This window comes from Gillisella taibaishanensis, assembly GCF_001938985.1.
GTDB lineage: Bacteria > Pseudomonadota > Alphaproteobacteria > Rhizobiales > Rhizobiaceae > Allorhizobium > Allorhizobium taibaishanense.
On record NZ_MKIN01000027.1, the window covers coordinates 160677 to 184864 of the forward strand.

The 24188-nt window shown below is 61.3% G+C and carries 21 protein-coding genes and 1 pseudogene; 10 read left to right on the top strand and 12 right to left on the bottom strand.

Annotated elements, in window-relative coordinates; genetic code table 11:
• The first annotated feature begins 104 nt into the window (after positions 1-104).
• Positions 105-1316 (top strand): hypothetical protein, encoded by a 1212-nt coding sequence (locus tag BJF91_RS22235; protein ID WP_075616714.1) that lies wholly within the window; start codon positions 105-107, stop codon positions 1314-1316.
• Positions 1317-1670: 354 nt separating this feature from the next.
• Here the strand turns inward: BJF91_RS22235 and BJF91_RS22245 are convergent, their stop codons facing one another.
• Both BJF91_RS22245 and aspS read right to left on the bottom strand, forming a co-directional pair.
• Complete coding sequence (locus tag BJF91_RS22245; protein WP_075616715.1) at positions 1671-2204, bottom strand: FUSC family protein; 534 nt, start codon at positions 2202-2204, stop codon at positions 1671-1673.
• A gap of 4 nt (positions 2205-2208) precedes the next feature.
• Positions 2209-4014, bottom strand: a complete 1806-nt coding sequence (aspS, locus tag BJF91_RS22250) for an aspartate--tRNA ligase (protein WP_075617015.1) — start codon at positions 4012-4014, stop codon at positions 2209-2211.
• A gap of 217 nt (positions 4015-4231) precedes the next feature.
• Here aspS and BJF91_RS22255 point away from each other — a divergent pair, with 217 nt between their 5' ends.
• From BJF91_RS22255 to BJF91_RS22280, 6 genes are all read left to right on the top strand, one after another.
• On the top strand, positions 4232-5467 hold the full coding sequence (locus BJF91_RS22255) for an MFS transporter (RefSeq protein ID WP_075616716.1): 1236 nt from the start codon (positions 4232-4234) through the stop codon (positions 5465-5467).
• Between the two features lie 87 nt (positions 5468-5554).
• Complete coding sequence (locus tag BJF91_RS22260) at positions 5555-6982, top strand: multicopper oxidase family protein (protein WP_184412760.1); 1428 nt, start codon at positions 5555-5557, stop codon at positions 6980-6982.
• Between the two features lie 253 nt (positions 6983-7235).
• Positions 7236-8390 (top strand): ribonuclease D, encoded by a 1155-nt coding sequence (gene rnd / locus BJF91_RS22265; RefSeq protein ID WP_075616717.1) that lies wholly within the window; start codon positions 7236-7238, stop codon positions 8388-8390.
• Complete coding sequence (locus BJF91_RS22270; protein WP_075616718.1) at positions 8390-8887, top strand: GNAT family N-acetyltransferase; 498 nt, start codon at positions 8390-8392, stop codon at positions 8885-8887. Before rnd ends, BJF91_RS22270 begins: the two co-directional genes overlap by 1 nt.
• Positions 8888-8925: 38 nt before the next feature.
• Positions 8926-9906 carry a small ribosomal subunit Rsm22 family protein gene (locus BJF91_RS22275; protein ID WP_075616719.1) on the top strand — a complete coding sequence of 327 codons (981 nt, stop codon included), beginning with the start codon at positions 8926-8928 and terminating at the stop codon, positions 9904-9906.
• On the top strand, positions 9903-10913 hold the full coding sequence (locus BJF91_RS22280) for a DUF2891 domain-containing protein (RefSeq protein WP_075616720.1): 1011 nt from the start codon (positions 9903-9905) through the stop codon (positions 10911-10913). Before BJF91_RS22275 ends, BJF91_RS22280 begins: the two co-directional genes overlap by 4 nt.
• Here BJF91_RS22280 and BJF91_RS22285 read toward each other — a convergent pair.
• A complete protein-coding gene (locus BJF91_RS22285; RefSeq protein ID WP_075616721.1) occupies positions 10897-12258 on the bottom strand; it encodes an Nramp family divalent metal transporter in 1362 nt (453 codons plus the stop codon). The genes BJF91_RS22280 and BJF91_RS22285 overlap by 17 nt on opposite strands.
• A 278-nt stretch (positions 12259-12536) precedes the next feature.
• Here BJF91_RS22285 and mntR point away from each other — a divergent pair, with 278 nt between their 5' ends.
• Positions 12537-13046, top strand: coding sequence for a manganese-binding transcriptional regulator MntR (gene mntR, locus BJF91_RS22290; RefSeq protein ID WP_407639906.1), 510 nt, complete (start codon positions 12537-12539; stop codon positions 13044-13046).
• A gap of 27 nt (positions 13047-13073) precedes the next feature.
• Here the strand turns inward: mntR and ppx are convergent, their stop codons facing one another.
• From ppx to BJF91_RS22310, 4 genes are all read right to left on the bottom strand, one after another.
• Entirely contained in the window at positions 13074-14594 is a 1521-nt protein-coding gene (gene ppx, locus BJF91_RS22295; protein WP_075616722.1) for an exopolyphosphatase, read from the bottom strand.
• A 31-nt stretch (positions 14595-14625) separates the two neighbouring features.
• The gene (locus tag BJF91_RS22300; protein ID WP_075616723.1) at positions 14626-16830 is read right to left on the bottom strand and encodes an RNA degradosome polyphosphate kinase; all 2205 of its coding nucleotides are present in this window, start codon (positions 16828-16830) and stop codon (positions 14626-14628) included.
• 212 nt (positions 16831-17042) lie between these two features.
• Positions 17043-17747 (bottom strand): DnaA regulatory inactivator HdaA, encoded by a 705-nt coding sequence (gene hdaA / locus BJF91_RS22305; RefSeq protein WP_075616724.1) that lies wholly within the window; start codon positions 17745-17747, stop codon positions 17043-17045.
• On the bottom strand, positions 17748-18887 hold the full coding sequence (locus BJF91_RS22310) for an AI-2E family transporter (RefSeq protein WP_075616725.1): 1140 nt from the start codon (positions 18885-18887) through the stop codon (positions 17748-17750).
• A 295-nt stretch (positions 18888-19182) separates the two neighbouring features.
• Here BJF91_RS22310 and purM point away from each other — a divergent pair, with 295 nt between their 5' ends.
• Together purM and purN are read left to right on the top strand one after the other, a co-directional pair.
• Positions 19183-20256 carry a phosphoribosylformylglycinamidine cyclo-ligase gene (purM, locus tag BJF91_RS22315; RefSeq protein ID WP_075616726.1) on the top strand — a complete coding sequence of 358 codons (1074 nt, stop codon included), beginning with the start codon at positions 19183-19185 and terminating at the stop codon, positions 20254-20256.
• Positions 20253-20924, top strand: a complete 672-nt coding sequence (gene purN, locus BJF91_RS22320; RefSeq protein WP_075616727.1) for a phosphoribosylglycinamide formyltransferase — start codon at positions 20253-20255, stop codon at positions 20922-20924. Before purM ends, purN begins: the two co-directional genes overlap by 4 nt.
• On the opposite strand, the pseudogene BJF91_RS22325 reads toward purN, so the two are convergent.
• The 5 genes and pseudogenes from BJF91_RS22325 to blh form a co-directional block, all read right to left on the bottom strand.
• Positions 20914-21692 (bottom strand): annotated as a pseudogene (locus BJF91_RS22325) (sulfite exporter TauE/SafE family protein). The gene purN and the pseudogene BJF91_RS22325 overlap by 11 nt on opposite strands.
• The gene (locus BJF91_RS22330) at positions 21689-22126 is read right to left on the bottom strand and encodes a YeeE/YedE family protein (RefSeq protein WP_075616728.1); all 438 of its coding nucleotides are present in this window, start codon (positions 22124-22126) and stop codon (positions 21689-21691) included. Before BJF91_RS22330 ends, BJF91_RS22325 begins: the two are co-directional and overlap by 4 nt.
• The gene (locus tag BJF91_RS22335) at positions 22123-22530 is read right to left on the bottom strand and encodes a YeeE/YedE family protein (RefSeq protein WP_075616729.1); all 408 of its coding nucleotides are present in this window, start codon (positions 22528-22530) and stop codon (positions 22123-22125) included. The genes BJF91_RS22330 and BJF91_RS22335 overlap by 4 nt, the downstream gene beginning before the upstream one ends.
• A complete protein-coding gene (bigR, locus tag BJF91_RS22340) occupies positions 22527-22874 on the bottom strand; it encodes a sulfite-sensing transcriptional repressor BigR (protein ID WP_075616730.1) in 348 nt (115 codons plus the stop codon). The genes BJF91_RS22335 and bigR overlap by 4 nt, the downstream gene beginning before the upstream one ends.
• Positions 22868-24154: a bifunctional sulfur transferase/dioxygenase Blh gene (gene blh / locus BJF91_RS22345; protein WP_075616731.1), complete on the bottom strand. Its 1287-nt coding sequence runs from the start codon at positions 24152-24154 to the stop codon at positions 22868-22870. The genes bigR and blh overlap by 7 nt, the downstream gene beginning before the upstream one ends.
• Positions 24155-24188: the final 34 nt, after the last annotated feature.

A 24188-nucleotide genomic window follows, 5' to 3' on the forward strand; every position in this document is an offset into this window, starting at 1 on the left:
AATCAGATCTGCCTCACAAAAGGCGTGGCGAAGCCGCGCGTCGTCTTATAAAGGAGCTTGATCGCGCAACCGCGCTTATCCTTTTGTTTTAGAGGGAAATTGCTATGACGACACATAAATCCGCCGCGCTGCTTGCCGGTCGCCTCCTCTGGGCCAGTGCTGCCATCGCCATTCTCCCCTCCTCGGCGTTTGCGCTCGATGGCCAGGATCTGCTGGCCAAGATCAACGCCGCCTATGCCGCCGGCACCGCTTCGATTACTGCCGGCTCAGTCGACATCAGCGGCGATGTCGTCACCTTGCGTGACACCAAGTTGAAGCCCGCCAAGGGCGAAAATCAGACGCCTGTTTCGATCGGCGACGTGAAGATGAGCGGCGTCAGCGAGAATGAGGACGGCTCCTACGAAATCGACCGGGTCGACTTCCAGCCGCTGAACCTCGTCGAGAAGGGCTCGACCATCAATGCGTCGGATCTCTATCTGGCTGGCGTTACCATCCCGGCCAAGACCGACAGCGGCGATCTCGCCTCGCTGCTGGTCTATGAAAAGGCCCATGTCGGACCGGTCAGCGTCCGCTCGGAAGGCAAGGAAGTCTTGTCGATGGCGGAAGCCCAGGGCACCTCGACGATTGAGGACGATGGCGCCAGCGTTTCCTTCGACGGCTGGATCAAGGGCTTCAAGTTGGATCTCTCGACCATCGACGACCCCAAGAGCAAGGATGCAATCGAAAAGCTCGGCCTCTCCATGCTCGATGGCGGCATGACCGTAAAGGGCAGCTGGGAGCTACAGTCCGGCACGATCGATGTCGAAAGCTACGTGGTGGACTTCAAGAATGTCGGCAAGTTGAGCCTGTCGTTCAGCCTGTCCGGCTATACGCTCGATCTGGTCAAGCAGCTGCAGGAAACGGCCAAGGCGATGGAAGCCAACGCCAAGGACCCGCAGGCGCAGCAAGCTTCGGGTATCGCCATTCTCGGCCTGATGCAGCAGATGTCCTTCCTCGGCGCCGATATCCGCTTTGACGATGCCGGCATCACCGAGCGGGCGCTTGCCTATGCTGGCAGCCAGCAGGGCGTATCGGGCAAGGACATGGGCCAGATGGTCAAGGCCATGGTACCGCTGATGCTGGCCCAGGCCAAGCTTGGCGATTTCCAGAATGTCGTCACCGCTGCCGTCAACGCCTATATCGACAATCCGAAGAACCTGACGGTTTCGGCCACGCCGGAAAAGCCGGTTCCCTTCCCGATGATCGTTGGTGCCGCCATGGGTGCACCGGAAACCCTGCCGAAGGTGCTTGGCGCCAAGGTGACGGCGAACAACTGATCGCCGCATGAGGTCATGATCTGAAAAAGCCGCCGGATGGGCGGCTTTTTTGTGCCTATCTCTCGGGGCTGTCAGGCTCAAATCGAACCGGCTGCACCACACTACCCTTCTACCCGTGGCCCCCCTCTGCCTTGTCAGGCATCTCCCCCACAAGGAGGAAGATCGGATGCGGCCAGCCGTCCGCTTCTACCGATAGGTCGCCGTTTTCCCATTTACTAATGACTTTGTAAAACGAAGGGCCTGACCCTTGCCGATCTCCCCCCTTGTGGGGGAGATGTCCGGCAGGACAGAGGGGGTAAACGCGACATAAAAAGCGTTTGCGTCGGTCACGATGAAGTCAGACAAGACAACCTGCTATTTCCCGTCTGGCCCCTGCCCCGCATCGTCAGCGCTTTGTTCCTTGGCCTTGTCATGAAACCTGGTCGCATTGCGAAACAGGATGAGGGCAAAGGCGAGGCCGACACAGACGCCGACGATCACGTCCATCAGCCGCACCAGCCCGCCGGTGGCAGGGCCGAGGACGATGACCAGAAGCGCGGAGGCGCCTGCCTGGATCGGGGTGACGGGGGCAAGGTTGGGAAGCGCGCCAAGCAGCATGGCGGCGAAGACGGCAAGCGGGATCTGGATGCCGAGCGGGCTGATCGGCAGGAGGAAGATCACTTCGCCGACCGCAATGCCGATGGCAACGCCCGTCGTCAGGTTGATCGCCTGGCGCAGGTGGTTGGGAATACCAGGCGCAAGGCAGATGATCGCGGTAATGGCAGCGAAGATCGGCTGCTGATGACCGAACAGCCAATGGGCCGCATAAAACGCGAGCGCCGCAGCCAGGGCTGCGGCGACGGCATGGCTGAAAACATCCCGGATATGGCTGACCAGCCGGGACCACATGAGCTTAGTCCTTCTTCGGCGTCGGCACCACGCGCAGCGCCAGTTCGCGCAGCTGCGTCGGCGTGGCCGGCGACGGAGCGCCCATCAAGAGGTCTTGCGCCTGCTGGTTCATCGGGAACAGCGAGATTTCGCGCAGGTTCTTGGCGCCGACGAGTAGCATGATCACCCGGTCGACACCGAAGGCGCAACCGCCATGCGGAGGCGCGCCATACTGGAAGGCGCGGTAAAGGCCGCCAAAGCGCTCTTCGACATCGGTCTGGCTCAGACCGACCTTCTCGAAGGCCTTGACCATCAGTTCCGGCGACTGGTTACGGATCGAGCCAGAAGCGATTTCGAAGCCATTGCAAACCGCGTCATACTGATAGGCCTTCAGCGTCAGCGGGTCCTGGGTGTCGAAGGCTTCCTCACCGCCCTGCGGCATGGAGAAGGGGTTGTGGGCAAAGTCGATCTTCTTTTCTTCTTCGTTCCATTCGTAGAACGGGAAGTCGACGATCCAGCACATTTCGAACCGGTCACGGTCGATGATATCGAGCTCTTCGCCGGCGCGGGTGCGGGCTTCGCCGGCAAACTTGTAGAACTTGGCGGGATCACCGGCCACGAAGAAGCAGGCATCGCCGGCGCCAAGGCCGAGCTGAGCGGCAACGGCTGCCGTACGCTCTTCACCGATGTTCTTGGCGAGCGGGCCCGAGCCGGCGACCTTGCCGTCTTCTTCCTTCCAGAAGATATAGCCGAGACCCGGCTGACCGGTCGATTGCGCCCAGCCATTCATGCGGTCGCAGACGGCGCGGCCGATCGGGCCGGTCGCCTCTGTGTGCTTGACCGGGATCGCCCAGACTTCGACCTTCGGGTTCGAGGCAATCATGCTGGCGAAGATCTTGAAGCCGGAATCGCGGAAATGATCCGTCACAGCCTGCATGACGATCGGGTTGCGCAGGTCGGGCTTGTCGGAGCCGTATTTGCGGATCGCTTCGTCATAGGGAATGCGCGGCCACTGCTTCGTGACAGGCTTGCCTTCGGCAAACTGTTCGAAGACCTTGGTCATCATCGGTTCCATCGTCGCCCAGACGTCTTCCTGGGTCACGAAGCTCATTTCGACGTCGAGCTGATAGAACTCGCCCGGCAGACGGTCGGCGCGCGGGTCTTCGTCACGGAAGCAAGGCGCGATCTGGAAATAACGGTCGAAGCCGGCGACCATCAGCAGCTGCTTGTACTGCTGCGGCGCCTGCGGCAGGGCGAAGAACTGGCCTTCGTGAATGCGGCTCGGCACCAGGAAGTCGCGTGCACCTTCCGGCGAGGACGCCGTCAGGATCGGAGTGGTGTATTCGGCAAAGCCGATCTCGCCCATGCCTTGGCGCATGGCCGAAATGACCTGGGTGCGCTTGACGATGTTCCGGTGCAGCGTCTCGCGGCGCAGGTCGAGGAAGCGATACTTGAGGCGCACGTCCTCAGGATAATCGGGCTCGCCGAAGACAGGCAGCGGCAGTTCCTTGGCGGCCGAGAGGACCTCGATCTCCTTGGCATAAAGCTCGATTTCGCCTGTCGGCATGGTCTTGTTGATCGTCTCATCGGTACGGGCCTTGACGACGCCGTCGATGCGGATCACCCATTCGCCGCGCACGGTCTCGGCCAGCTTGAAGGCCGGGCTATCGGGATCGGCGACGACCTGGGTAATGCCGTAATGGTCGCGCAGGTCGATAAAGAGCACGCCGCCATGGTCACGGACGCGGTGAACCCAGCCCGACAGGCGCACGGTGGCACCGACGTCGGACTTGCGGAGAGCGGCACAGGTATGGCTGCGGTAACGATGCATTTCGAACGATCCTGGACATGTGTAAAAGGTCAGCACGGGCGCCACGGAGCGCAGTGGGCTGGCATGGAAAATCGGGCGGAAAAGCGCATGGCCGGCCCGATTTGTCAAGGCTACAGGCTTTTACGCTTTGGATTCGCGGTATATCGGCATCTCCTGCCGGACGAAATCCTGAATGCTGTTATAGTCCGACTCAGATTGATTTGAAATGCGGCCCGCCATGCATGATATTCGCCCGCTCCTGCCCCTGCTCGTCACCGCCGGCATTCTGATCGGCGGCAATGGCCTGCAAGGTACCTTCATTTCGCTGCGCGCACTCGACGAGGGCTTTTCCACGACGATGATCGGCGTGGTTGGCACCGGCTATAATATCGGCTTTGCCATAGGCTGCATCTATGTCACCCGGCTGATCCGGGAGATTGGCCATATCCGCGCCTTTGCGGGGCTGGCAGCCATTGCCTCGGCCGCCTCGATCTGCATGCTGATCTTCATTCACCCCGCCGCCTGGTTTTCAATGCGCCTCGTCCAGGGCATCTGTTTTGCCGGCCTGTTTGCCGTGGTGGAAAGCTGGCTGAATGCGCGGGTCACCAACGAGACCCGCGCGCGCACGCTCTCCATCTATCGCTTCGTCGATCTCGGCTCGGTCACCGTCGCCCAATACGTCATTCCCGCCGTGGGCATTGGCGGCGTCAATCTGTTTGCGCTGGTGGCCATGGCGCTGTCGCTGTCTCTCGTGCCGATTTCCTTTGCCGACCGCACCAATCCGACCCCGCCCCGGCATGTGGAATTCAATATTAAGGCGCTCTGGCAGATCTCGCCGCTCGCCACGGTCGGCTGCATCGTCGTGGGGCTGACCAATTCCAGTTTCCGCTCGCTCGGGCCAATCTATGCCGAAGGCATCGGCATGTCGGTAACGGCAATTGCCACCTTCATGAGTCTGGGAATTTTTGCCGGCGTGGTGCTGCAATATCCGCTCGGCCATTACTCCGACAAGCTGGATCGGCGCACCATCATTCTGGTCGCCGCCGGTGGCGCCATGCTGGCCGGCCTGTTCCTGGCTTTCGTGGCCGGCAGCAGCGAAGTCCTCAATTTCATCGGCATTTTCCTGTTCGGCGCCTTTGCGATGCCGCTTTATTCGCTGTGCTCGGCTCATGCCAACGACCATGCCGCCCCCGGCCAGCATGCGCTGGTCTCGGCCGGCACGCTGTTTTTCTGGTCCTGCGGCGCCGTTGTCGGACCAATGTTCGCGTCAATCCTGCTGGATCATTTCGGGCCGCGGGCGCTGTTTTCCTACATGGTCGTCGTGCTCGTGCTGTTCATTGCCTATACGCTGCTCAGGATGCGGGCGCGCGAGCCGGTCCCGACCGAAGAACGCCGCTACCGCTTCCGAGCCTTGCTGAGGACTTCCGCATTTTTCAGCAAGCTGGCCGCTCCCGGAACTGTGAAGAAGAAATAGCCGATTTGCCGCAGCCCGGCATATTGCTGAACACGGCAATCAACTTTAAGAGTTCCGGCATCCCGTATGATGCTGGAACCATTGCCCATGTCCATGCTTTCAAGCCGCCACCTCACCCGCCGCAATCTGCTGAAGGCGAGCGCGATCGTCGGCGCTTACGGTGCGGGGCTTGGCATTGCTAGCCGGGTGCAGGGGGTGCGCGACGCGTTTGCGGCGCCAACACCGTTGCAGATCGAGGCACGGTTCACCTCCGCCATGCTGGATGGCAGCCACGACACCAAGAAGATGATGAGCTTTGCTCTGCCCGGGCAGGCGGCGGCCATGGCGCCGACCATCCGCATGCGGCGCGGCGAGCCTTTTGCCGCAAGGCTCACCAACCATATCGACGATGCCACCACCATTCACTGGCACGGTTTGCGCATTCCCAATGCCATGGACGGCGTGCCGTTCCTGACCCAGCCTTACGTCTATGCCGGCGACGGGTTCGACTATGCCTTTACCCCGCCGGATGCCGGCACCTTCTGGTATCATCCGCATTGCAACACGCTGACGCAGATGGCGACCGGCATGACTGGAATGATCGTGGTCGAAGACACCAAGGACCCGGTCTTCGACGCCGAGATCGACCTCAATCTGCGCGACTGGCGGCTGGGCGACGATGGCCAGTTCATCGCGCTGTTCAAGCCGCGCGACACGGCGCGGGCCGGCACCTTCGGCACGGTGCGCACCGCCAACTGGCAGGTGGAGCCGCGCTATGACGCGCCGAGCGGCGGCTTCACCCGGGTGCGGATCGTCAATACCGACGTGACGCGGATCTACACGCTGAAGCTCGAAGGGGCGCAAGCCGTGATCATCGCGCTGGATGGCCAGCCGGTGCCCGCCATCCAGCCGCTCGATCTTGCGATCATTGCGCCCGGCCAGCGCATGGAATTGATCCTGAAAATGCCTGATAGCGAAGGCAGCGAGGCGCGGCTCATCGATATCCGGCCGAGCACGCCGAAGACCGTCGTCAGCTTCCGCGCTACAGGCGCTTCGCTGAAGCGGGATCTGAAAGAGGTGCCGCCGCTCTCGCCAAATCCGTTCGACAAACCCGATCTCGCCTCAGCCCAGCATATTCCGCTGGTTCTTTCGGCCACGGCCGAAAACGGCGCCAAGGAATCGATCTGCGGCACGCTCGGCTATTCCTTCTGGGCGATCAACAAAGTGACCTGGCCAGGCGATACGCCGGACCCGACGGCACCGCTGGCCGAGTTGAAACTCGGCAAGAGCTATATTTTCGACCTCGTCAACGACACGCCGCATGCCCATCCTATCCATCTGCATGGCATGAATTTCCAACTCATCTCCTCCAATATCCGCCCGGCTGTGCCGCTGATATCGGATACCTATCTGGTCATGCCGGACGAAAAGGTGCAGCTTGGCTTCGTCGCCGACAATCTCGGTGACTGGGTTCTGCACTGCCATATCATCGAGCATCAGAAGACCGGCATGACAAGCTATGTCAGGGTCGTCTGACTGATCGCGGGGAAGCGCCTGATTGCCCCCCCGCAGGGTTCGTCTCCAGGTGGAAAAGCGCGTTTATTGATGCAGCGCAGGCAGTGGGTCGAATGCCCTACAGCAACGTTGCAGGGAGGACACATTTCCATCACGATCCGTGAAAAACCGGGGAGTTTTCTGCTGCGGCCATCTCAATGGCTGTCATCAACTTGACAACCAAGGCTCAAGACGAAAGGAAAGAAATGATTTCGAAGAAAGATGTCGGGGCGAAATGATTTCCACAACTCAAGATTTAGAAGTCGCTTGCGAAAAACTGGCTGGGTCTGAATTTATCACGATCGATACCGAATTCCTGCGCGAGACGACGTTCTGGCCGGAACTGTGCCTGATCCAGATGGCAAGCCCTGACCTGGAAGTGATTGTCGACCCGCTGGCCGAAGGGCTGGATTTGGCGCCGTTTTTCAAGCTGATGGCCGATGGCAATGTGGTCAAGGTGTTCCACGCCGCACGTCAGGACATTGAAATTATTTTTCATCTCGGCAATCTCATTCCGCATCCGATCTTCGACACCCAGGTGGCGGCGATGGTCTGTGGTTTCGGCGACAGCGTCTCCTATGACCAGCTCGTGCAGAAGGTGAAGAACGTCCATATCGACAAGAGTTCGCGCTTTACCGATTGGAGCAGGCGTCCGCTCTCGGAGAAGCAGCTGGATTATGCGCTGGCCGATGTCACCCATCTGCGCGACGTCTACCTTTATCTGAAGACGGAACTTGAGCGCGAAGGCCGCGCCGGCTGGCTCAGCGAAGAAATGGCGATCCTCGAATCGCGCGAGACGTATGACCTGCATCCTGACGATGCCTGGCAGCGCCTGAAGATGCGGCTGCGCAAGCCGCAGGAACTGATGGTGATGAAGGCGGTTGCCGCCTGGCGCGAACGCGAGGCCCGCTCCCGCAACGTGCCGCGCTCGCGCGTCATCAAGGATGATGCGATTTTCGAAATCGCCCAGCAGCAGCCAAAAGATGTCGAGGGGCTCGGCCGGTTGCGCACTATTCCGAAGGGTTGGGAACGGTCTGTCTCGGCCGCGGCCATCCTGGAGGCCGTCAATGCGGCGCTGGCAATCCCAAAGGCCGATTGGCCGCAGGTGCAGCGCCAGAACCATGTGCCCGAGGGCACGGCGCCAGCCGTGGAACTCTTGAAAGTGCTGCTGCGACTGACCAGTGAAAAGCACGGCGTTGCTGCCAAGATGATCGCCAATACCGACGATCTCGAAAAGATCGCAGTCGAAGGCGAGCAGGCCGACGTTCAGGCCATGCACGGCTGGCGGCGCGAGCTGTTCGGCGATGCGGCGCTGAAGCTGATCAATGGCGGTGTCGCCCTGCGGTTTGTCGGCAAGAAGATCGAAGCCGTGGAATTCGTAGGCAGCTAATGGTTGGACTGCGTCCGGCCACCGAGGCTGACATTCCCGCCATGATGGAGGCCGAGCGTCAGCCGGGTTATGATGCCCTGGTCGGGCGCTTCACCACCCAGGAACATGTCGCCAATCTTGCCGATCCGACGGCGGCCTATCAGGTCGCCGTTGGTCGAGAGGGACAGGTGCTCGGCTTCGTCTTCTTCCGCGATCTCACCGACCCGCACGCCAACCTCTACATCAAGCGAGTCGTCGTTGCCGAGGCCAACAAAGGCACTGGCACGGCCATGTTGCGGCTCGCGCTCGCCTGGGCCTTCACCGAAACTTCCGCCTATCGAATCTGGCTGACGCATGTGCCGGAAAATCTGCGGGCGCACGCGCTCTACAGCAAGCTCGGCTTTCGCGAAGAAGGCCTGCTGCGCCAGGCATATGGCCGCGCCGACGGCACACGCGGAGATCTGGTGCAGATGTCGTTGCTGAAGCCGGAATGGACAGCTGCGGCCTCCATCCGGTAAATTTCCTAGACCCCTCTCGTTTAAGCCGGATCCTGCCCGTGGAATTGCCCGCATTGCTGAAAAGCGCCGTCGAGCGCATGTTGGAAAACCAGCCGCTCGATCCCCTGATGAAAGCAGCCGAGAGGCTGTCGAAGCGCTATCGCGGCGAAGTGCGTGACGGCCAACTGCATATCAGCGACGAGTTGGCAGCGCGCGCCTATCTCGCCGCCCGCCTGCCCGCCACCTTCGCGGCCGTGCGTGCCGCCATGGAAATGGTGACGGAGATTGATCCGGATTTCTCACCAAAGAGCCTGGTCGACCTCGGCTCTGGCCCCGGCACCGCCCTATGGGCCGCCGCCGATTGCTGGCCAGATCTCGACCAAGCCGTGCTCGTCGAGGCAAGCCCGGCCATCCGCGCCGTCGGCAAAACCCTGTCTGCGGCCCTGCCCTTTGCCTGCGTCTGGCAGGCCGGCGATATCATCAAGGCCTTTCCTGATCTCGTGAAGGCTGATCTGGTGACGCTCGCTTATGTGCTCGACGAATTGCCTGTCGATGCGGTCGCCAGCATCACGCAAAGGCTCTGGGCATTGACCGAGGGCACGGTCATCATTGTCGAGCCCGGCACGCCTGCCGGATGGCAGCGGATCCTGACAGCGCGCCAGACGTTGATCGACGCCGGTGCCCATGTTCTGGCCCCCTGCCCGCATGGCCAGAGCTGTCCGATCGTCAGCCCGGACTGGTGCCATTTTGCCCGGCGGGTCGCCCGCTCCCGGCTGCATCGGCAAGTCAAGCAGGGCGAAGTACCGTGGGAGGATGAGAAATATATTTTCATCGCCGCATCGCGCCAGCCGGTCGCATCAGCGGGTGGCGCCCGTGTTCTTGTCCCGCCGCGGCTGGCCAGAGGCATGGCCAAGCTGAAGCTCTGTCGCCCGGACGGCAAGGTTGAGGAAACAGTGATCAGCCGGCGAGATGGTGAAGTGTTCAAGCAGGCTCGCCGGGCCGATTGGGGTGATCTTCTGGTCTTGGAGGATGATGCATGATGCAGATGATCGACAAGGATATGGCGCAGCGGTTTGCAAGGATTGCCCTTGGCCACGTAACCCGAGAATATCCCAATCACATCATGCATGTCTTCGATGGGCCGGAGACCGATATTACGCCCTCGGCGCTGCATCCCGTGTTCTACGGCAGTTTCGACTGGCATTCCTGTGTGCATGGCTATTGGATGTTGGCGCGGCTGCTCCGGCTCCATCCTGATATGGCGTCGGCACCTGACATCCGCGCGCTGTTCGACACCATGCTGGCTGCGGATAAGGTCGAGGGCGAATGCCGTTATTTTGATCGACCGTCATCGCGGGGCTATGAACGCCCCTATGGTTGGGGCTGGCTTTTGAAGCTAGGGGCGGAACTTGAGGGTCATGAAAACCCGACCTGGGCCGAGGCACTTTCGCCGCTGACCCAACGGATCGTCGCTCGGTTCGAAGCCTTTCTCCCGCTTGCCACCTATCCGGTGCGGGTCGGCACCCATTACAACACCGCGTTTGCCCTCAGGCTCGCTGCAGATTATGCCGAGGCGGCGGGTAAGTACGGCTTCCTCAGCCTGCTGCAACAGACAGCACGGCGCTGGTATGGCGAAGACCGCCATTGCGCCGCCTGGGGCGAACCGTCAGGCGACGAATTCCTGTCGTCCTCGCTGATAGAAGCGGAATGCATGCGCAGGCTTTTGCCCGCTGATGACTTTGCACAGTGGTTTGCCGATTTTCTGCCTGAACTCGGCAAAGGCGAGCCGGCACATCTGATGCAGCCCGCAACTGTCTCCGATCGCAGCGATGGCAAGATCGCCCATCTCGACGGTCTCAATCTCAGCCGCGCCTGGTGTTTTCTGGCACTGGCTGCCACCCTGCAGCAGCAGGACCGGCGCCATACCGTATTAGCCGACGCCGCCGCCCGCCACCTTCAATCAGGCCTCAGTCACGTGGCGGGCGACTACATGGGCGAGCATTGGCTGGCGAGCTTTGCCGTGTTGGCGCTCACGCAGCGCCGGTAAACACGTCGAACAGCAGCTTGATATTCAGCGCGATGATGATGCCGGCGACGATCCAGGCCACCGCCGCCGTCGTGCGGGAAATGGCGAAGGTGCCCATCTTGCGCTTATCGCTGACGAATTGCACCAGTGGCACGACTGCGAAAGGCAGCTGCATCGACAGCACGACCTGGCTTAGCACCAGCAATTCGGCCGTACCCTTGTTGCCATAGAGCCAGGTGACGACCACGACAGGGATGATCGCAAGGCAGCGGGTCAGCAGCCGGCGCGCCCAGTTGGGAATGGTCAGCCGTAGAAAACCTTCCATGACGATCTGGCCGGCCAGCGTCGCCGTGACCGTGGAATTGATACCTGACGCCAGCAGCGCCACGGCAAACAGGGTAGAGGCAAGGCCGAAACCCAGGAGCGGTGACAGCAATTGATGCGCCTGTTCGATTTCGGCGACATCCGTGCGGCCATTGGCGTGGAAGACCACGGCGGCGACGATGAGGATCGCAGCATTGACGAACAGCGCCAGCATCAGCGCAATCGTGCTGTCCAGCGTCGCCCATTTGATCGCGTCGCGGCGGCCGCGCTCGTTGCGCTCATAAGCGCGAGTTTGGACGATCGAGGAATGCAGATAGAGATTGTGCGGCATCACGGTGGCGCCGATGATACCGATGGCCACATAGAGCATTTCCTTGTTGGTGATCACTTCCGAGGATGGAATGAACCCCTTGAGGACCTCTGCTACCGGCGGCTGGGCAACGATAATTTGCGCCAGGAAACAGAGCGCGATGATGGTCAGCAGCGACACCACGAAGGCTTCGAGAAAGCGAAAGCCCTTGTTCATCAGCATCAGCAGCAGGATCGTGTCGAGCGCAGTGATCAATGCGCCGGCGATCAGGGGGATACCGAACAGCAGTTGCAGCGCAATCGCCGTACCGATCACTTCGGCCAGATCGCAGGCAATGATCGCCAGCTCGCAGGCAAGCCACAGACAGATCCGCACCGGCGGCGAATAATGATCGCGGCAGGCCTGGGCCAGATCGCGGCCCGTGGCGATACCGAGCCGGGCTGATAGCGCTTGCAACAGGATCGCCATGAGGTTGGAGAGCATGATGACGGACAGTAGCGTGTAGCCGAATTGCGAGCCGCCGGCGATGTCGGTCGCCCAATTGCCGGGGTCCATATAACCGACGGAAATCATATAGCCGGGACCAGCGAACGCTATCAGCTTGCGCAGCCATGATCCAACTTTCGGCACGTGAACAGATGCATGCACTTCCGGCAGGCTCGCACGCTCTTCACCCGCAAGCGCAAAGCGCCAAGCCCCTTTCGGGGCCGAACTGATTTCCGGTTTCGACATATACCCTCGGCCTGCTTTTTATTGCGATTAATTCGCAACAATCTGCGCCCGATTCCAGAATTATGCAATAGGCTATATTCTATTGCCTTGGCTTGGTATCGTGGCTGACGGCATCGATTCCTATACGTTTCACGCCCTGCCATTCGGGGCCATCGACATCGGACTATTCATAGCCGGCAAGACTTGCTACTGCATCGCCTTGTCGAGAGCCGCCACAGCGCATGGTTGAAACCGAGACGGCAAGTACCGCAGACAATGAGGACCGAGATTTGGCGCGTATCACTCCAGCACATCAGCGCAGCGGCGCCCTCCCCGATGCCCATGCCCATTCGGAAGGGTTCCGGCAGGCGCGGGAAGCGCAGCGCAGCGCGCTGGTGGAAGATTATGTGGAGTTGATCGCCGACCTGATCGCCGAGGGCCAGGAGGCCCGCCAGGTCGACATCGCCGAACGGCTGGGCGTCGCCCAGCCGACTGTCGCCAAGATGCTGGCGCGCCTGTCAGAAAGCGGGCTGATTTCCCGCAAGCCCTATCGTGGCGTCTTCCTGACAGAGGCCGGCCAGAAGCTTGCAGAGGAAAGTCGCGAGCGGCATGAGACGGTCGAAGAGTTCCTGAAAATGCTCGGCGTGTGCGACAAGACCGCCCGGATTGATGCCGAGGGCATCGAACACTATGTCAGTGCCGAAACACTGGCGGCCTTTCGCAAGGCATTGACCGAAGGCGTAACCGCCTCGGCACCGCGAATGGCAAGCACGACTGAGGGCACGACTGAGGGCACGACAGAAGATTAAGCGCGGCTGTTTGCCCGAAACCCGGCCTTATTCGAAGCGGAAGGCCAGCCGCTTGCCGGTCAGTTTCGACAATTGCTGCAAGCGTCCGTCCAGCCGTTCGCCGGCGAAATCGTGATAATCCTTAGGCACTACGAATTCCAGATCGAGATCCGGCCGCTTCGAGCGCACGAAGAACAGATGGTCGACGACCCCGGGCATCGAAGCCGAAAACAGGTATACCACCCGCAGCAACCCGCCGAGCAGCTTGGCCCTGTCGAGCAAGCGCTGCGTCGCAATCGTCGCTAGAGGCCCGGTCTGGCCATCGTCGTGCAGGCCTTCGAAGCGATAGTAATTGGTGAGCGCGATGAAGGCGCGCCCGGGGTGGCTGATACCGACAAAGGAGGAATGGGCGATCAGGTTGAGTGCCTGCAAGCCACGATAATCGGGATGAGCACGCCAGCTGATATCGGCCAACAGGCAGGCGGCCTTGCGATAGCGCGCTTCCTCTTCCGTTTCCACAACGTCGAAAAACGGCATCATGTCGCCGGTCCACTGGGCCAGTTCACGCGCATGTTCCGGAGAGCGCGCCCGCAGGATGGCGAGTTCGTCAGCAGCCTCGACCAGCGGATCGAGCGCCTTCACCTCATCGGACAATTTCGAATAGAGATAGCCTTCGCGCACGCCCTGGGCGGAAAAACAGACGCGGGCCGGCTGCATCACTTCGAGCACTTCGCGCAACGCAACCGCGCCAAACGGAATGAGCGCCCGGCGGCTTTTCGACACCGTCTGCCAGGCTGGTGCGCGCGTGGCGACGCCGCTGATGATCTCGTCGAGAAACTGGATCATCTCGGCGGTCGCGACTTCATAGCCCTGCATCATGTGCAGCGGATAGTCGCGGATTTCCATGTGCAACTTGGCGATGTTGCGCCAGGTGCCGCCAACGGCGTAGAAAGTCCGGCCCTGCCCCTTTTTCAGGAGATCTGCGGAGCGAACCTGCTTGCGGGTAAAGCTTGCGGCCTTGTCCAGCGACCCATCCGAGAGTTCCGACAGGCGCAGCCCGCCGAGCGGCAGCGTAATGCCTTTGCCGATCTCCTGGCCGCGCACGTCGACCAGTTCCAGGGAGCCGCCGCCGAGATCGCCGGCAATGCCGTCGGGATCGTGAAAGCCGCTGATGATGCCATAGGCGGAATAAAGCGCTTCTTCCTCGCCCGAGAGAACCTGGATCTTGTGATCGAGAATCCGTTCGGCCTCGGCGATAAAGGCCGGACCATTCTGCGCCTCGCGAGCCGCAGCCGTCGCCAGCACATGCATGGAGACCGCGCGCGACTGCTGGGACAGCGCATGAAAGCGCTTCAGCGCCAGCAGCGCACGGCGCACTCCGTCCTCGTCCATCTTGCCGGTTTTGGCCAATCCCTTGCCGAGACCGCAGAGTACTTTCTCGTTGAAGAGAATGGCAGGCGCCCGCGAAAGCCCCTCGTAGATGACAAGACGAATGGAATTCGAGCCAATATCAACGACGGAAACAGGGGCAATTCCGGGGAGACGCCCCTGGGCTTCGGATTGAGTCATGCTTGTCCAGTTTGGCTATTCCGGTTCGGTTTCAGCTCTTGCGACCGGAAACGACCCCGGCAATGAGCTTCGGCGCGCTGGATTTCAACGATTCACCTCTGCCCGACAGGCTGGGGTTGGTCATGAAATACTGCTGTGCGTTGAAAGGTTCCTCTCCCGCACGCACTTCGATACGCCTCGACGTTCCATCGGGCAATATCTCGTAGCTCTGCTGGTTGTCAATCAGATTGCCCAGCATGATCTGCGACAGCACCTGTTCATGCACGGTTCTATTGACCAGGGGCACCAATGTCTCGACGCGCCGGTCGAGATTGCGCGGCATCATGTCGGCCGAACCGATATAGACCAGCGCCTTGTCCGAAGGCAGCCGGTGACCGTTGCCAAAGCAGAAAATGCGGCTGTGCTCCAGGAAGCGGCCGATGATCGACTTCACCCGGATGTTTTCCGAGAGGCCGGCGACCTGCGGCCGCAGGCAGCAGATGCCACGGATGACCAGATCGACTTCAACGCCGGCGCGGCTGGCGCGGTAAAGCGCATCGATGATCTCGGGGTCGACCAGCGAATTCATCTTCATCCAGATGCCGGATGGCTTGCCAGCCTCGGCATTGCGGGTCTCTTCCTCGATATGGCGCAGGATGCGCGAGCGCATCGTATAGGGCGAGACCGCCAGCTTCATGTTTTCCTCCGGCTCGCCATAGCCGGTGATGAAGTTGAAGACATTGGCCATGTCATGCGCAATCTTCGGATTGCAGGTGAAGAAGGACAGGTCGGTATAGATCTTGGCGGTGATCGGGTGATAATTGCCGGTGCCGAGATGGCAATAGGTCCGGAGCTTGCCATCTTCGCGACGCACGACCATGGACATCTTGGCGTGGGTTTTCAGCTCGATGAAGCCGAAGACCACCTGCACGCCAGCGCGTTCCAGGTCGCGGGCCCAGCGGATATTGGCCTCTTCGTCGAAGCGGGCTTTCAATTCCACCAGCGCCGTCACCGACTTGCCGGCATCGGCAGCGTCGATCAGGGCGCGCACGATCGGACTGTCGTTGGAGGTGCGGTAGAGCGTCTGCTTGATGGCGAGCACGTCAGGGTCGCGCGCAGCCTGGATCAGGAACTGCACGACGACGTCGAAGCTTTCATAGGGGTGGTGAACCACCATGTCCTTTTCGCGGATCGCCGCCAGGCAATCGCCCATATGCTCACGCACGCGCTCCGGAAAACGGGCGTTGTAAGGCTCGAACCGCAGGTCTTCGCGCGGCGCCTTGGTGATCTCGGACATGGTGTTCAGGGCGAGCAGGCCTGGCAGAACCGCGACGCGGTTGTCAGGCACGCCGAGCTGCTCGACCACGAACTGGCGCAGTGCTGCCGGCATTTCCGAGTCGGTCTCGATGCGGATAACGGAGCCACGGCGGCGGCGCTTCAGCGCCGTCTCAAAGAAGCGTACGAGATCCTCGGCCTCTTCCTCGACTTCAATATCGCTGTCTCTGATGATGCGGAAGGTGCCGTAGCCCTTCACTTCATAGCCGGGATAGAGCCGGTGGATGAACATGCCGACCACGTCTTCGAGCGTGATGTAGCGAATGAGGTTGCTCTCGTCGGGCAGGCGAATGAAGCGGTCGAGCGCGGTCGGCAGGCGCAGCAGTGCCGTCATCGGCTCCTTGCCGCGCAGGCTTTCCAGCTGCAGGCCCATGGAGAAGCCGAGATTGGGAATGAAGGGGAACGGATGGGCCGGGTCGATCGACAGCGGCGTCAGCACGGGAAACAGCGATTGCTCAAACTCGGCGCCGAGCCAAGTGCGATCTTCCTCCGAAAGTGCACCCGGACGGACGATCAGAATATCTTCCTTGGCAAGATACTGCTGCAGGACGGCAAGCGAGGCCTGCTGCTCCATCTGCAGATTGTCGATTTCCTTGAGGATGTCTTCCAGCTGTTCCACGGGGGTACGTCCATCAGGGCTCTTGATGGCAATGCCCTGTCGCACCTGGCCTTCGAGACCGGCAACGCGGACCATGAAGAACTCGTCCAGGTTGGCGGCGGAAATCGACAGGAAGCGCACGCGCTCCAGCAGCGGATGGGCGGTGTTCAGCGTCTCCTCGAGAACGCGGCGGTTGAACTGCAACCAGGAAAATTCGCGATTGATGAAGCGATGCGGGCTGGTGAGCAAATCCTCACGCGCGATCTCTTCTCCTGCCACGACAACCGCTTCCTGAGATGTCGCAGATTCCGTCACCGATTCCATATTACCCGCCCTTTTCCAATGCCTTGCAGCAAATCCACTCCGACCCTGCGTGTTTCATGCGCAGGCCTCCACCCTAAGAACTGCAGCATCCTTGCGGATGTGCGAGTCAGAGCCTTGCCGAACTATACCAGCAACACGACGTTCCTGTGACAACCTGTCCTGCAATGACAGGACGAACGACAACCGAGCCTTTGGCATCCAGCCGCACGCCGTCATGCCTCGCTCGGCGCCACCGTATCCAGCACTTCGCCGGCAAGCGCGCGGGAAATCTTCACCCGCCGCGCCAGCGCCAGCCGATCAAGCTGCTCGACAACACTCTGGGCTGCCGCCAGCGACCGTTCCATCCGCTGTACGATATAGTCGACGATACGCTCGTCCACAGCCAGCTGGCGGTCGGCAAACAGCTTGACGATCACCTGCGACAGCAGCGCCTCATCAGGCTCGCCGATTTCGGCAAGCGTCGCCGCCTTCAGGCGCGAGCGCAGGTCGGGGAGCTTCACCGGCCAGGATAGCGGCCAGGTGCGCGACGTCATCAGCAGGCTGGTGCCATGCTGCTTGACGCTGTTGATGACATGAAACAGCTCGACCTCGTCGAAATCAGCCCGGTCGGCATCCTCAAACAGCACAGGTCCGCGCGCAGCCACCGCCGCCGCATCGCTGCCGGACAATGGCAGAATGTCGATCGCCTGGCTTTCCGCGCGCCAGATTTCCGCAAGATGGCTCTTGCCCGACCCCTGCGGTCCCGAGAGGATAACCACAGGCGACGGCCATTGCGGCCAGGCATCGATAATCGCCACGGCCGCCGCAAGCCGGTCGGACACCAGCAGGTCGTCTCGGCCCGAGGCCGGACGGTGGCTGAGATCCAGCGGCAACTGTTCGCCGGTCTTTCGCTGCGCCATTTTCTTGATGTCTCGCATTTACCTCTCTGTAATCACGGGAGGCCGGACCTCCTTGATCACGGTGGCCTCCTCTCCATAATATAAATCGCTTTCAAGATATCGCCGCACGGCAAAGCGGACAAGCACGCCCACCGCTGCCGCGCAAGGCACGGCAACGAGTACGCCGAGAAAGCCGAACAGCGAGCCGAAGGCGAACATCGCAAACATTAGCCAGACCGGGTGCAGGCCGACGCTGGAGCCGACCAGCTTCGGCTGCAGGATATTGCCTTCCAGGAACTGGCCGGTGAAGAAGAACACCGCCGTGACCACCACCCAGAGATAATCCGGCCAGAACTGCACCGCCGCCATGCCAAGCGCCAGGATCAGACCGACGGAAGAACCGACATAGGGAATGAAGCTGATCATGCCGGTGAAGAAGCCGATCAACAGGCCGAAATTCAGCCCGATCAGCGACAGGCCGACTGCGTAGTAGATGCCGAGGATCAGGCAGAGCGAGCCTTGGCCGCGCACGAAGCCGGCAATGGTGCGGTTCATTTCGCGGGCAATCTCGCGCACGGCACCGATCTGGTTGCGCGGGATCAGGCTGTCGAGCTTGGCCATCATCCGGTCCCAGTCGAGCAACAGGTAAAAGGCGACGACGGGCGTCACCACCAGCAGCGAAATGATGTCGAGCAGCGCCTTGCCGGAATTCCACAGCTGGGAGAGCAGCGTACCGATGAAACCGGCGCCCTCGGCGAGATAGCGGGAGAAATTGCCCTTGAGCGCATCCATCTGGCTGCTGACCTGGCCATTCAACCACTTCGGCACCCAGGACGCGTTGGATTTGGCAATCAACGTCTGCAACTGGCTGACATAACCAGGGATATTGCTGATGAAATCGTTGAGCTGGGTGACGAGAATAGGGATGATCACCACCAGCGCCAGCACGAAGATCACCACGAAGGAAACGAGGATCAGCACGGTCGCCATCATCCGCGACAGGCCGAGCCGCTCCAGCCGGTCCGCGACCGGATCGAGAAAATAGGCGAGCGCCATACCGGCGACGAAAGGCAGAAGGATGGAGCTGAAGGTCATGAGGAAGGCGACGATAATCGCCAGCATGCCGATGACGAACAGGACCTGACGCCAAAAGACGGGACCGCTGACGCGCTTGACCATGATTGTTCATCCTTCCCTGGGAAATACCAGCCCTGCGGAATGCCGGCTTATCAGACCTTGAAATGGCGGACCGTCCGGATTTGGCCAGTGCCATAGGATCATGCCGATGGCATGAGATAGGCTGGCCGCGCTTGCAGGGTCAAGGTGGCATAGGCGCAATTCGCATTTGCGGCACCACGCGAAGCGGAAATCGACGAAAAAGCGGGGGTTTCTGGCCCTTGTGCTTGCATCGCGGCCCCACCCATGCCATGGCGGGCGCAAAAGCCAAACCCTGCCAACCAGCGGAGACGAACGGATGAGCCAGTCGGGGAAAAACGGTCTGACCTATAGCGATGCGGGCGTGGATATCGATGCCGGCAATCTTCTGGTGGAAAAGATCAAGCCTGCGGTTCGCTCCACCCGCCGCCCGGGCGCCGATGGCGAGATCGGCGGCTTCGGTGGATTGTTCGATTTGAAAGCCGCCGGCTTTACCGATCCGATCCTTGTGGCCGCCAATGACGGCGTCGGCACCAAGCTGAAGATCGCCATCGACGCCAATCTGCATGACACTGTCGGTATCGACCTCGTCGCCATGTGCGTCAACGATCTCGTCGTTCAGGGCGCAGAGCCTCTGCTGTTTCTCGACTATTACGCCACCGGCAAGCTCGACCCGGACCAGGGTGCTGCCATCGTCGGCGGTATTGCCGCTGGCTGCCGTGAGGCAGGCTGTGCGCTGATCGGTGGCGAAACCGCCGAAATGCCCGGCATGTATTCCGGTGGCGATTACGATTTGGCCGGTTTTGCCGTCGGTGCCGCCGAGCGCGGGCAGCTGCTGCCGGCCGGCGATATCGCCGAAGGCGACGTCATTCTCGGCCTTGCCTCTTCCGGCGTGCATTCCAACGGTTTCTCGCTGGTGCGCAAAATCGTCGAGCTCTCGGGCCTTGCCTGGGATGCACCGGCACCCTTTGCCGAAGGCGCAACGCTGGGCGCCGCCCTGCTAACCCCGACGCGTATCTATGTGAAGCCGCTGTTGAAGGCGATCCGCGAGACCGGCGCCTTGAAGGCGCTGGCCCATATCACCGGCGGCGGTTTTCCTGAAAACATTCCGCGCGTACTGCCGAAGCATCTGGCCGCTGAAATCGACCTGGCCTCGATTGCCGTTCCCCCGGTTTTCTCCTGGCTCGCCAAGACTGGCGGCGTCGCCCAGAACGAGATGCTGCGCACCTTCAATTGCGGCATCGGCATGATCGTCGTCGTCTCCGCCGAGCAGGCCGATGCGGTGACGTCGGTGCTGGAAGCCGAAGGCGAGCGTGTTGCCCGGCTTGGCCGCATGGTGGCGCGGGCCGAAGGCGCCCACGGCACCGTTTACAAGGGAACGCTTGGCCTATGAGCCCGGTCGCCCCTCCCCGGACAAAGAAGCGCGTTGCCGTGCTGATTTCCGGCAGCGGCTCCAACATGATGGCGCTGGCCGATGCCTGCCGCGAGTCGGATTTTCCGGCTGAAATCGTTGCGGTCTTTTCCGACAAGCCTGATGCCGGCGGGCTGGTGAAGGCTGAAGGGCGTGGCATTTTCACATCAGCCTTTGCCCGCAAGGATTATCCGGGCAAGCCGGAGCATGAGGCGGCTATTCTCGCCGCTCTCGAACAGGCCGAGCCCGATCTGATTTGTCTTGCCGGCTATATGCGGCTGCTGTCGGCCGATTTCATCCGCCGCTACCAGGGCCGGATCATCAATATCCATCCGTCGCTGCTGCCGCTGTTTCCCGGGCTGCACACCCATCAGCGGGCAATCGATGCCGGCATGAAAATCGCCGGCTGCACCGTGCATTTCGTCACCGAAGGCATGGACGAAGGCCCGATCGTTGCCCAGGCCGCCGTGCCTGTTCTGCCTGACGACACCGCAGATACGCTGGCCGCCCGCACCCTCACCGTCGAGCATCGCACCTATCCGCTGGCGCTGCGTCTCGTGGCCGAGGGTCTGGTGACCATGCTGGAGGACGGCCGCATTGCCCGCTCCGGTTATGTCGCCGATGGCGAGGCACGGCTGATCAGCGCGTGATAATCGTGTTGAGGCTCTTGTAGATCACATAGGCGGCGGTGACGAAGATCATTGCCGCAAAATTCGGTTCAGCGTGTTCTTGTGGGCGCCGAGCCGGGTCGAGGTCCAGGTGCCGAGGAGGCCGCCGATGAGGCCGCCGAGGATGAATTCCCCCGCAAGCGCCCAATCCACCAAGCCGGACAGGGCATAATTGATGGCCGTCGCCAGCCCGAAGGCGGCAACAGCAAGCAACGAGGTGCCGACCGCATTGATCATCGGCATGCCGGTGGCCAGGATCAGACCCGGCACGATCAGAAAACCGCCGCCGATGCCGAAGAAGCCGGATGCAGCACCGGTCGCCAAGGCCACCAGGGCCGTCATCAGGCACATGCGCGCATCGACCGGCTTTGGTGCGACCTCGAGGGTCTTTCGGGGCTGCAGCATCAACAGGCCGACCACGATCATGACGAGGCCGAACAGCAACAGAAGCTGTGACCCGTCCATGGCCTTGCCAAGCGACGAGCCGGCCAGCGCGCCGACAACGCCGAGCGCGGCAAACACCGCTCCGCAACGCCAGCGAACATGGCCCTTCAGGGCGTGGCTGACGAAATTGAGGATGGCATTGGCCGACACCGCCAGCGCCCCGGTGCCGATGGCGATATGCGGCTGCGACACGCCAACGACATAGAGCAGCAGCGGCGTTGCCAAAATGGAGCCACCGCCGCCGAGCAGGCCGAGCGTGAAGCCGACGAGACTGCCCGACCCGATGGCAGAAACGAGCGTGTTCATTGTCCGCGCCTCGCGAATACACGGTCATGCAGGACCATGCCGATCACCATGGCAGCAACAAAGGCGAAGCTCTTGCCATAGCCAAGTGGCAGGGCAGCAAGCGCTGGCCCCGGACAGAAGCCGTCAAGCCCCCAGCCGATGCCGAACACGGCGGAACCCAGGACCAATGGCAGATCGATGCGGGTCTTGTCCGGCCAGGCGAAGTGGTCTGCCAAAACCGGCTTCGGCAGGCGGCGGACCAGCGCCATACCGGCAAAGGCCGTGATGACGGCACCGCCAAGCACGAAGACCAAGCTTGGGTCCCAGGCACCGAAAACATCGAGAAATCCCTGGACGCGGGCGGGATCGAGCATGCCTGAGATCGACAGCCCGAAACCGAAAATAGTGCCGGACAGAAGTGCGGCGGCAGTGGTCTGGATGGCTTTGCTCGTCATAAGCTGCCCCTCAAGATTGTGACCGTGACCATCCCGGCCAGAACAAAGGTGACGACCGCCACCATGGAACGCGGCGACAGCCGAGCGAGGCCCAGAACGCCATGGCCACTGGTGCAGCCCGACCCCATTCGCGAGCCGAAGCCGACGAGCAGACCGGCCAGCACGGCCAGCGGCAGGCTGGCGGCGATGCTGACTTGCGGAAAGGCGCCGAACAGCACGAGATAAAGGATCGGACCGAGCATCAGGCCGACGACGAAACCTGCATTGATAGCTATGCCCTTTGCCTCGGCCAGCCGTCCGACAATGCCGCCGATCCCAGCGATGCGACCGGTAAGCATGAGGAACAAGATGGCCGAGCCGCCGATCATCACGCCGCCGATCAGGGAGGGAAGATACGCGATCATGGCGCATCCTCCTCAGCACAGAAAATGGTGAACAGGGCGGCGATCAGCTTTTGCGTCTTGGCTTCCGTCAGGCGATAGAAGATCTGCTTGCCGTCGCGCCTGGTCTCGACGATACCGGCGTCGCGCAGCACGGTGAGTTGCTGGGAGAGCGTCGGCTGGTGGATATCGAGCTTCTCCTCCAACTCCCCGACTGAGTATTCGCCTTCGACCAGCGTGCAGACAAGCATCAGACGGACCGGATGAGCGAGCGTCTTCAGATGACCGGCGACTTCATCGGCCCGTTCGCCCATGGCCTGCGGCGTCATGCCGGCATGGCGCTTGATTTCGGAAAACGGATCTACCATGCGGTGGTCTCCAGCAGGTTCAGCGGAATTTTCAGATAGCGACGGCCATTGTCTTCAGGCTCCGGCAAACGCCCGCCGCGCACATTGACCTGCAGCGCATGCAGGATCAGCTTTGGCATCGGCAGCGTCCGGTCACGGGCCTGGCGCAAGGCAACGAAGGCGGCCTCATCAGTACCGGCCAGATGCGGATTGGCGGCCTTCTGAAGAGCAACCGTGCTTTCCCAGCGCGGATTGCGGCCGCCCGGCTGATAATCATGACCGGTGAAAATCCTGACATCGTCCGGCAGCGACAGAATAGCCTGCATGGAGCCCCAGAGCATATGGGCATCGCCACCGGGGAAATCGGCCCGCGCCGTGCCGCTGTCGGGCATGAACATCGTATCATGCACAAAGGCCGCATCGCCGATGACATAGGTGACGGAGGCAAGCGTATGGCCCGGCGAAAACATCACCTTGGCATCGATGGAGCCGACCCGGAAGGTCTCGCCATCGCCAAACAGCCGGTCCCACTGCGATCCATCGGTCTGGAGCGCGGGCCAGTTGTAAATGCCCTTCCACAGGGTCTGCACGTCAATCACGTGATCGCCGATGCCTGTTGGAGCTCCGGTCTTGGCCTGCAGATAATGGGCGGCGGAAAAGTGGTCGGCGTGGGGATGGGTGTCGAGGATCCATTCCACCGTCAGCCCCTCAGTGGCGACATAGGCCAGTATCCGATCGGCATTTTCAGTGGAGGTCTGTCCGGACTTTTCGTCGTAATCAAGCACGGGGTCGATAATGGCGCAGGCCTTGGTGGCGGGATCGGAGACGACATATTGGACGCTCCAGGTGCGCGGATCAAAAAAGCCCTTCACCTGGGGGCGACGCGCCGCCTGACGTTCAAGCCAGGTAACGGCTGCGGACAGATCGAGACCCAGCCGCTCGCCCAGGGGCAGGATATCGTCGCGGCGCAGGCGCCCATCCAGGACCTCACCGAGAACATATAATAGGGCGGCCCGCAGGCCACTGCGGCAATGGGCAAAGACCTTGACGTCGCTACGGGTTGCGTGGCGGAAGGCATCCACATCCGCCTCGGTTAGATCGGCCATGGTGACGGGAATGAAATGATAGGTCAGACCGGCCTTCAACGCCGCCTCACGCTCCGCCTTGGTGCCGGGCGCGCCCTCTTCCTGGTCCGGGCGCAGGTTGATCAGCGTGGTAAAACCCGCCGCGGCGAGCGCGGCAAAATCTTCCAGAGTTGGTTGGCTGGAAATCGTCAATGTCTGCGAGATCTGGTGCGGCATAACGCGGCTCCTTTAACAATATACATTATAACAT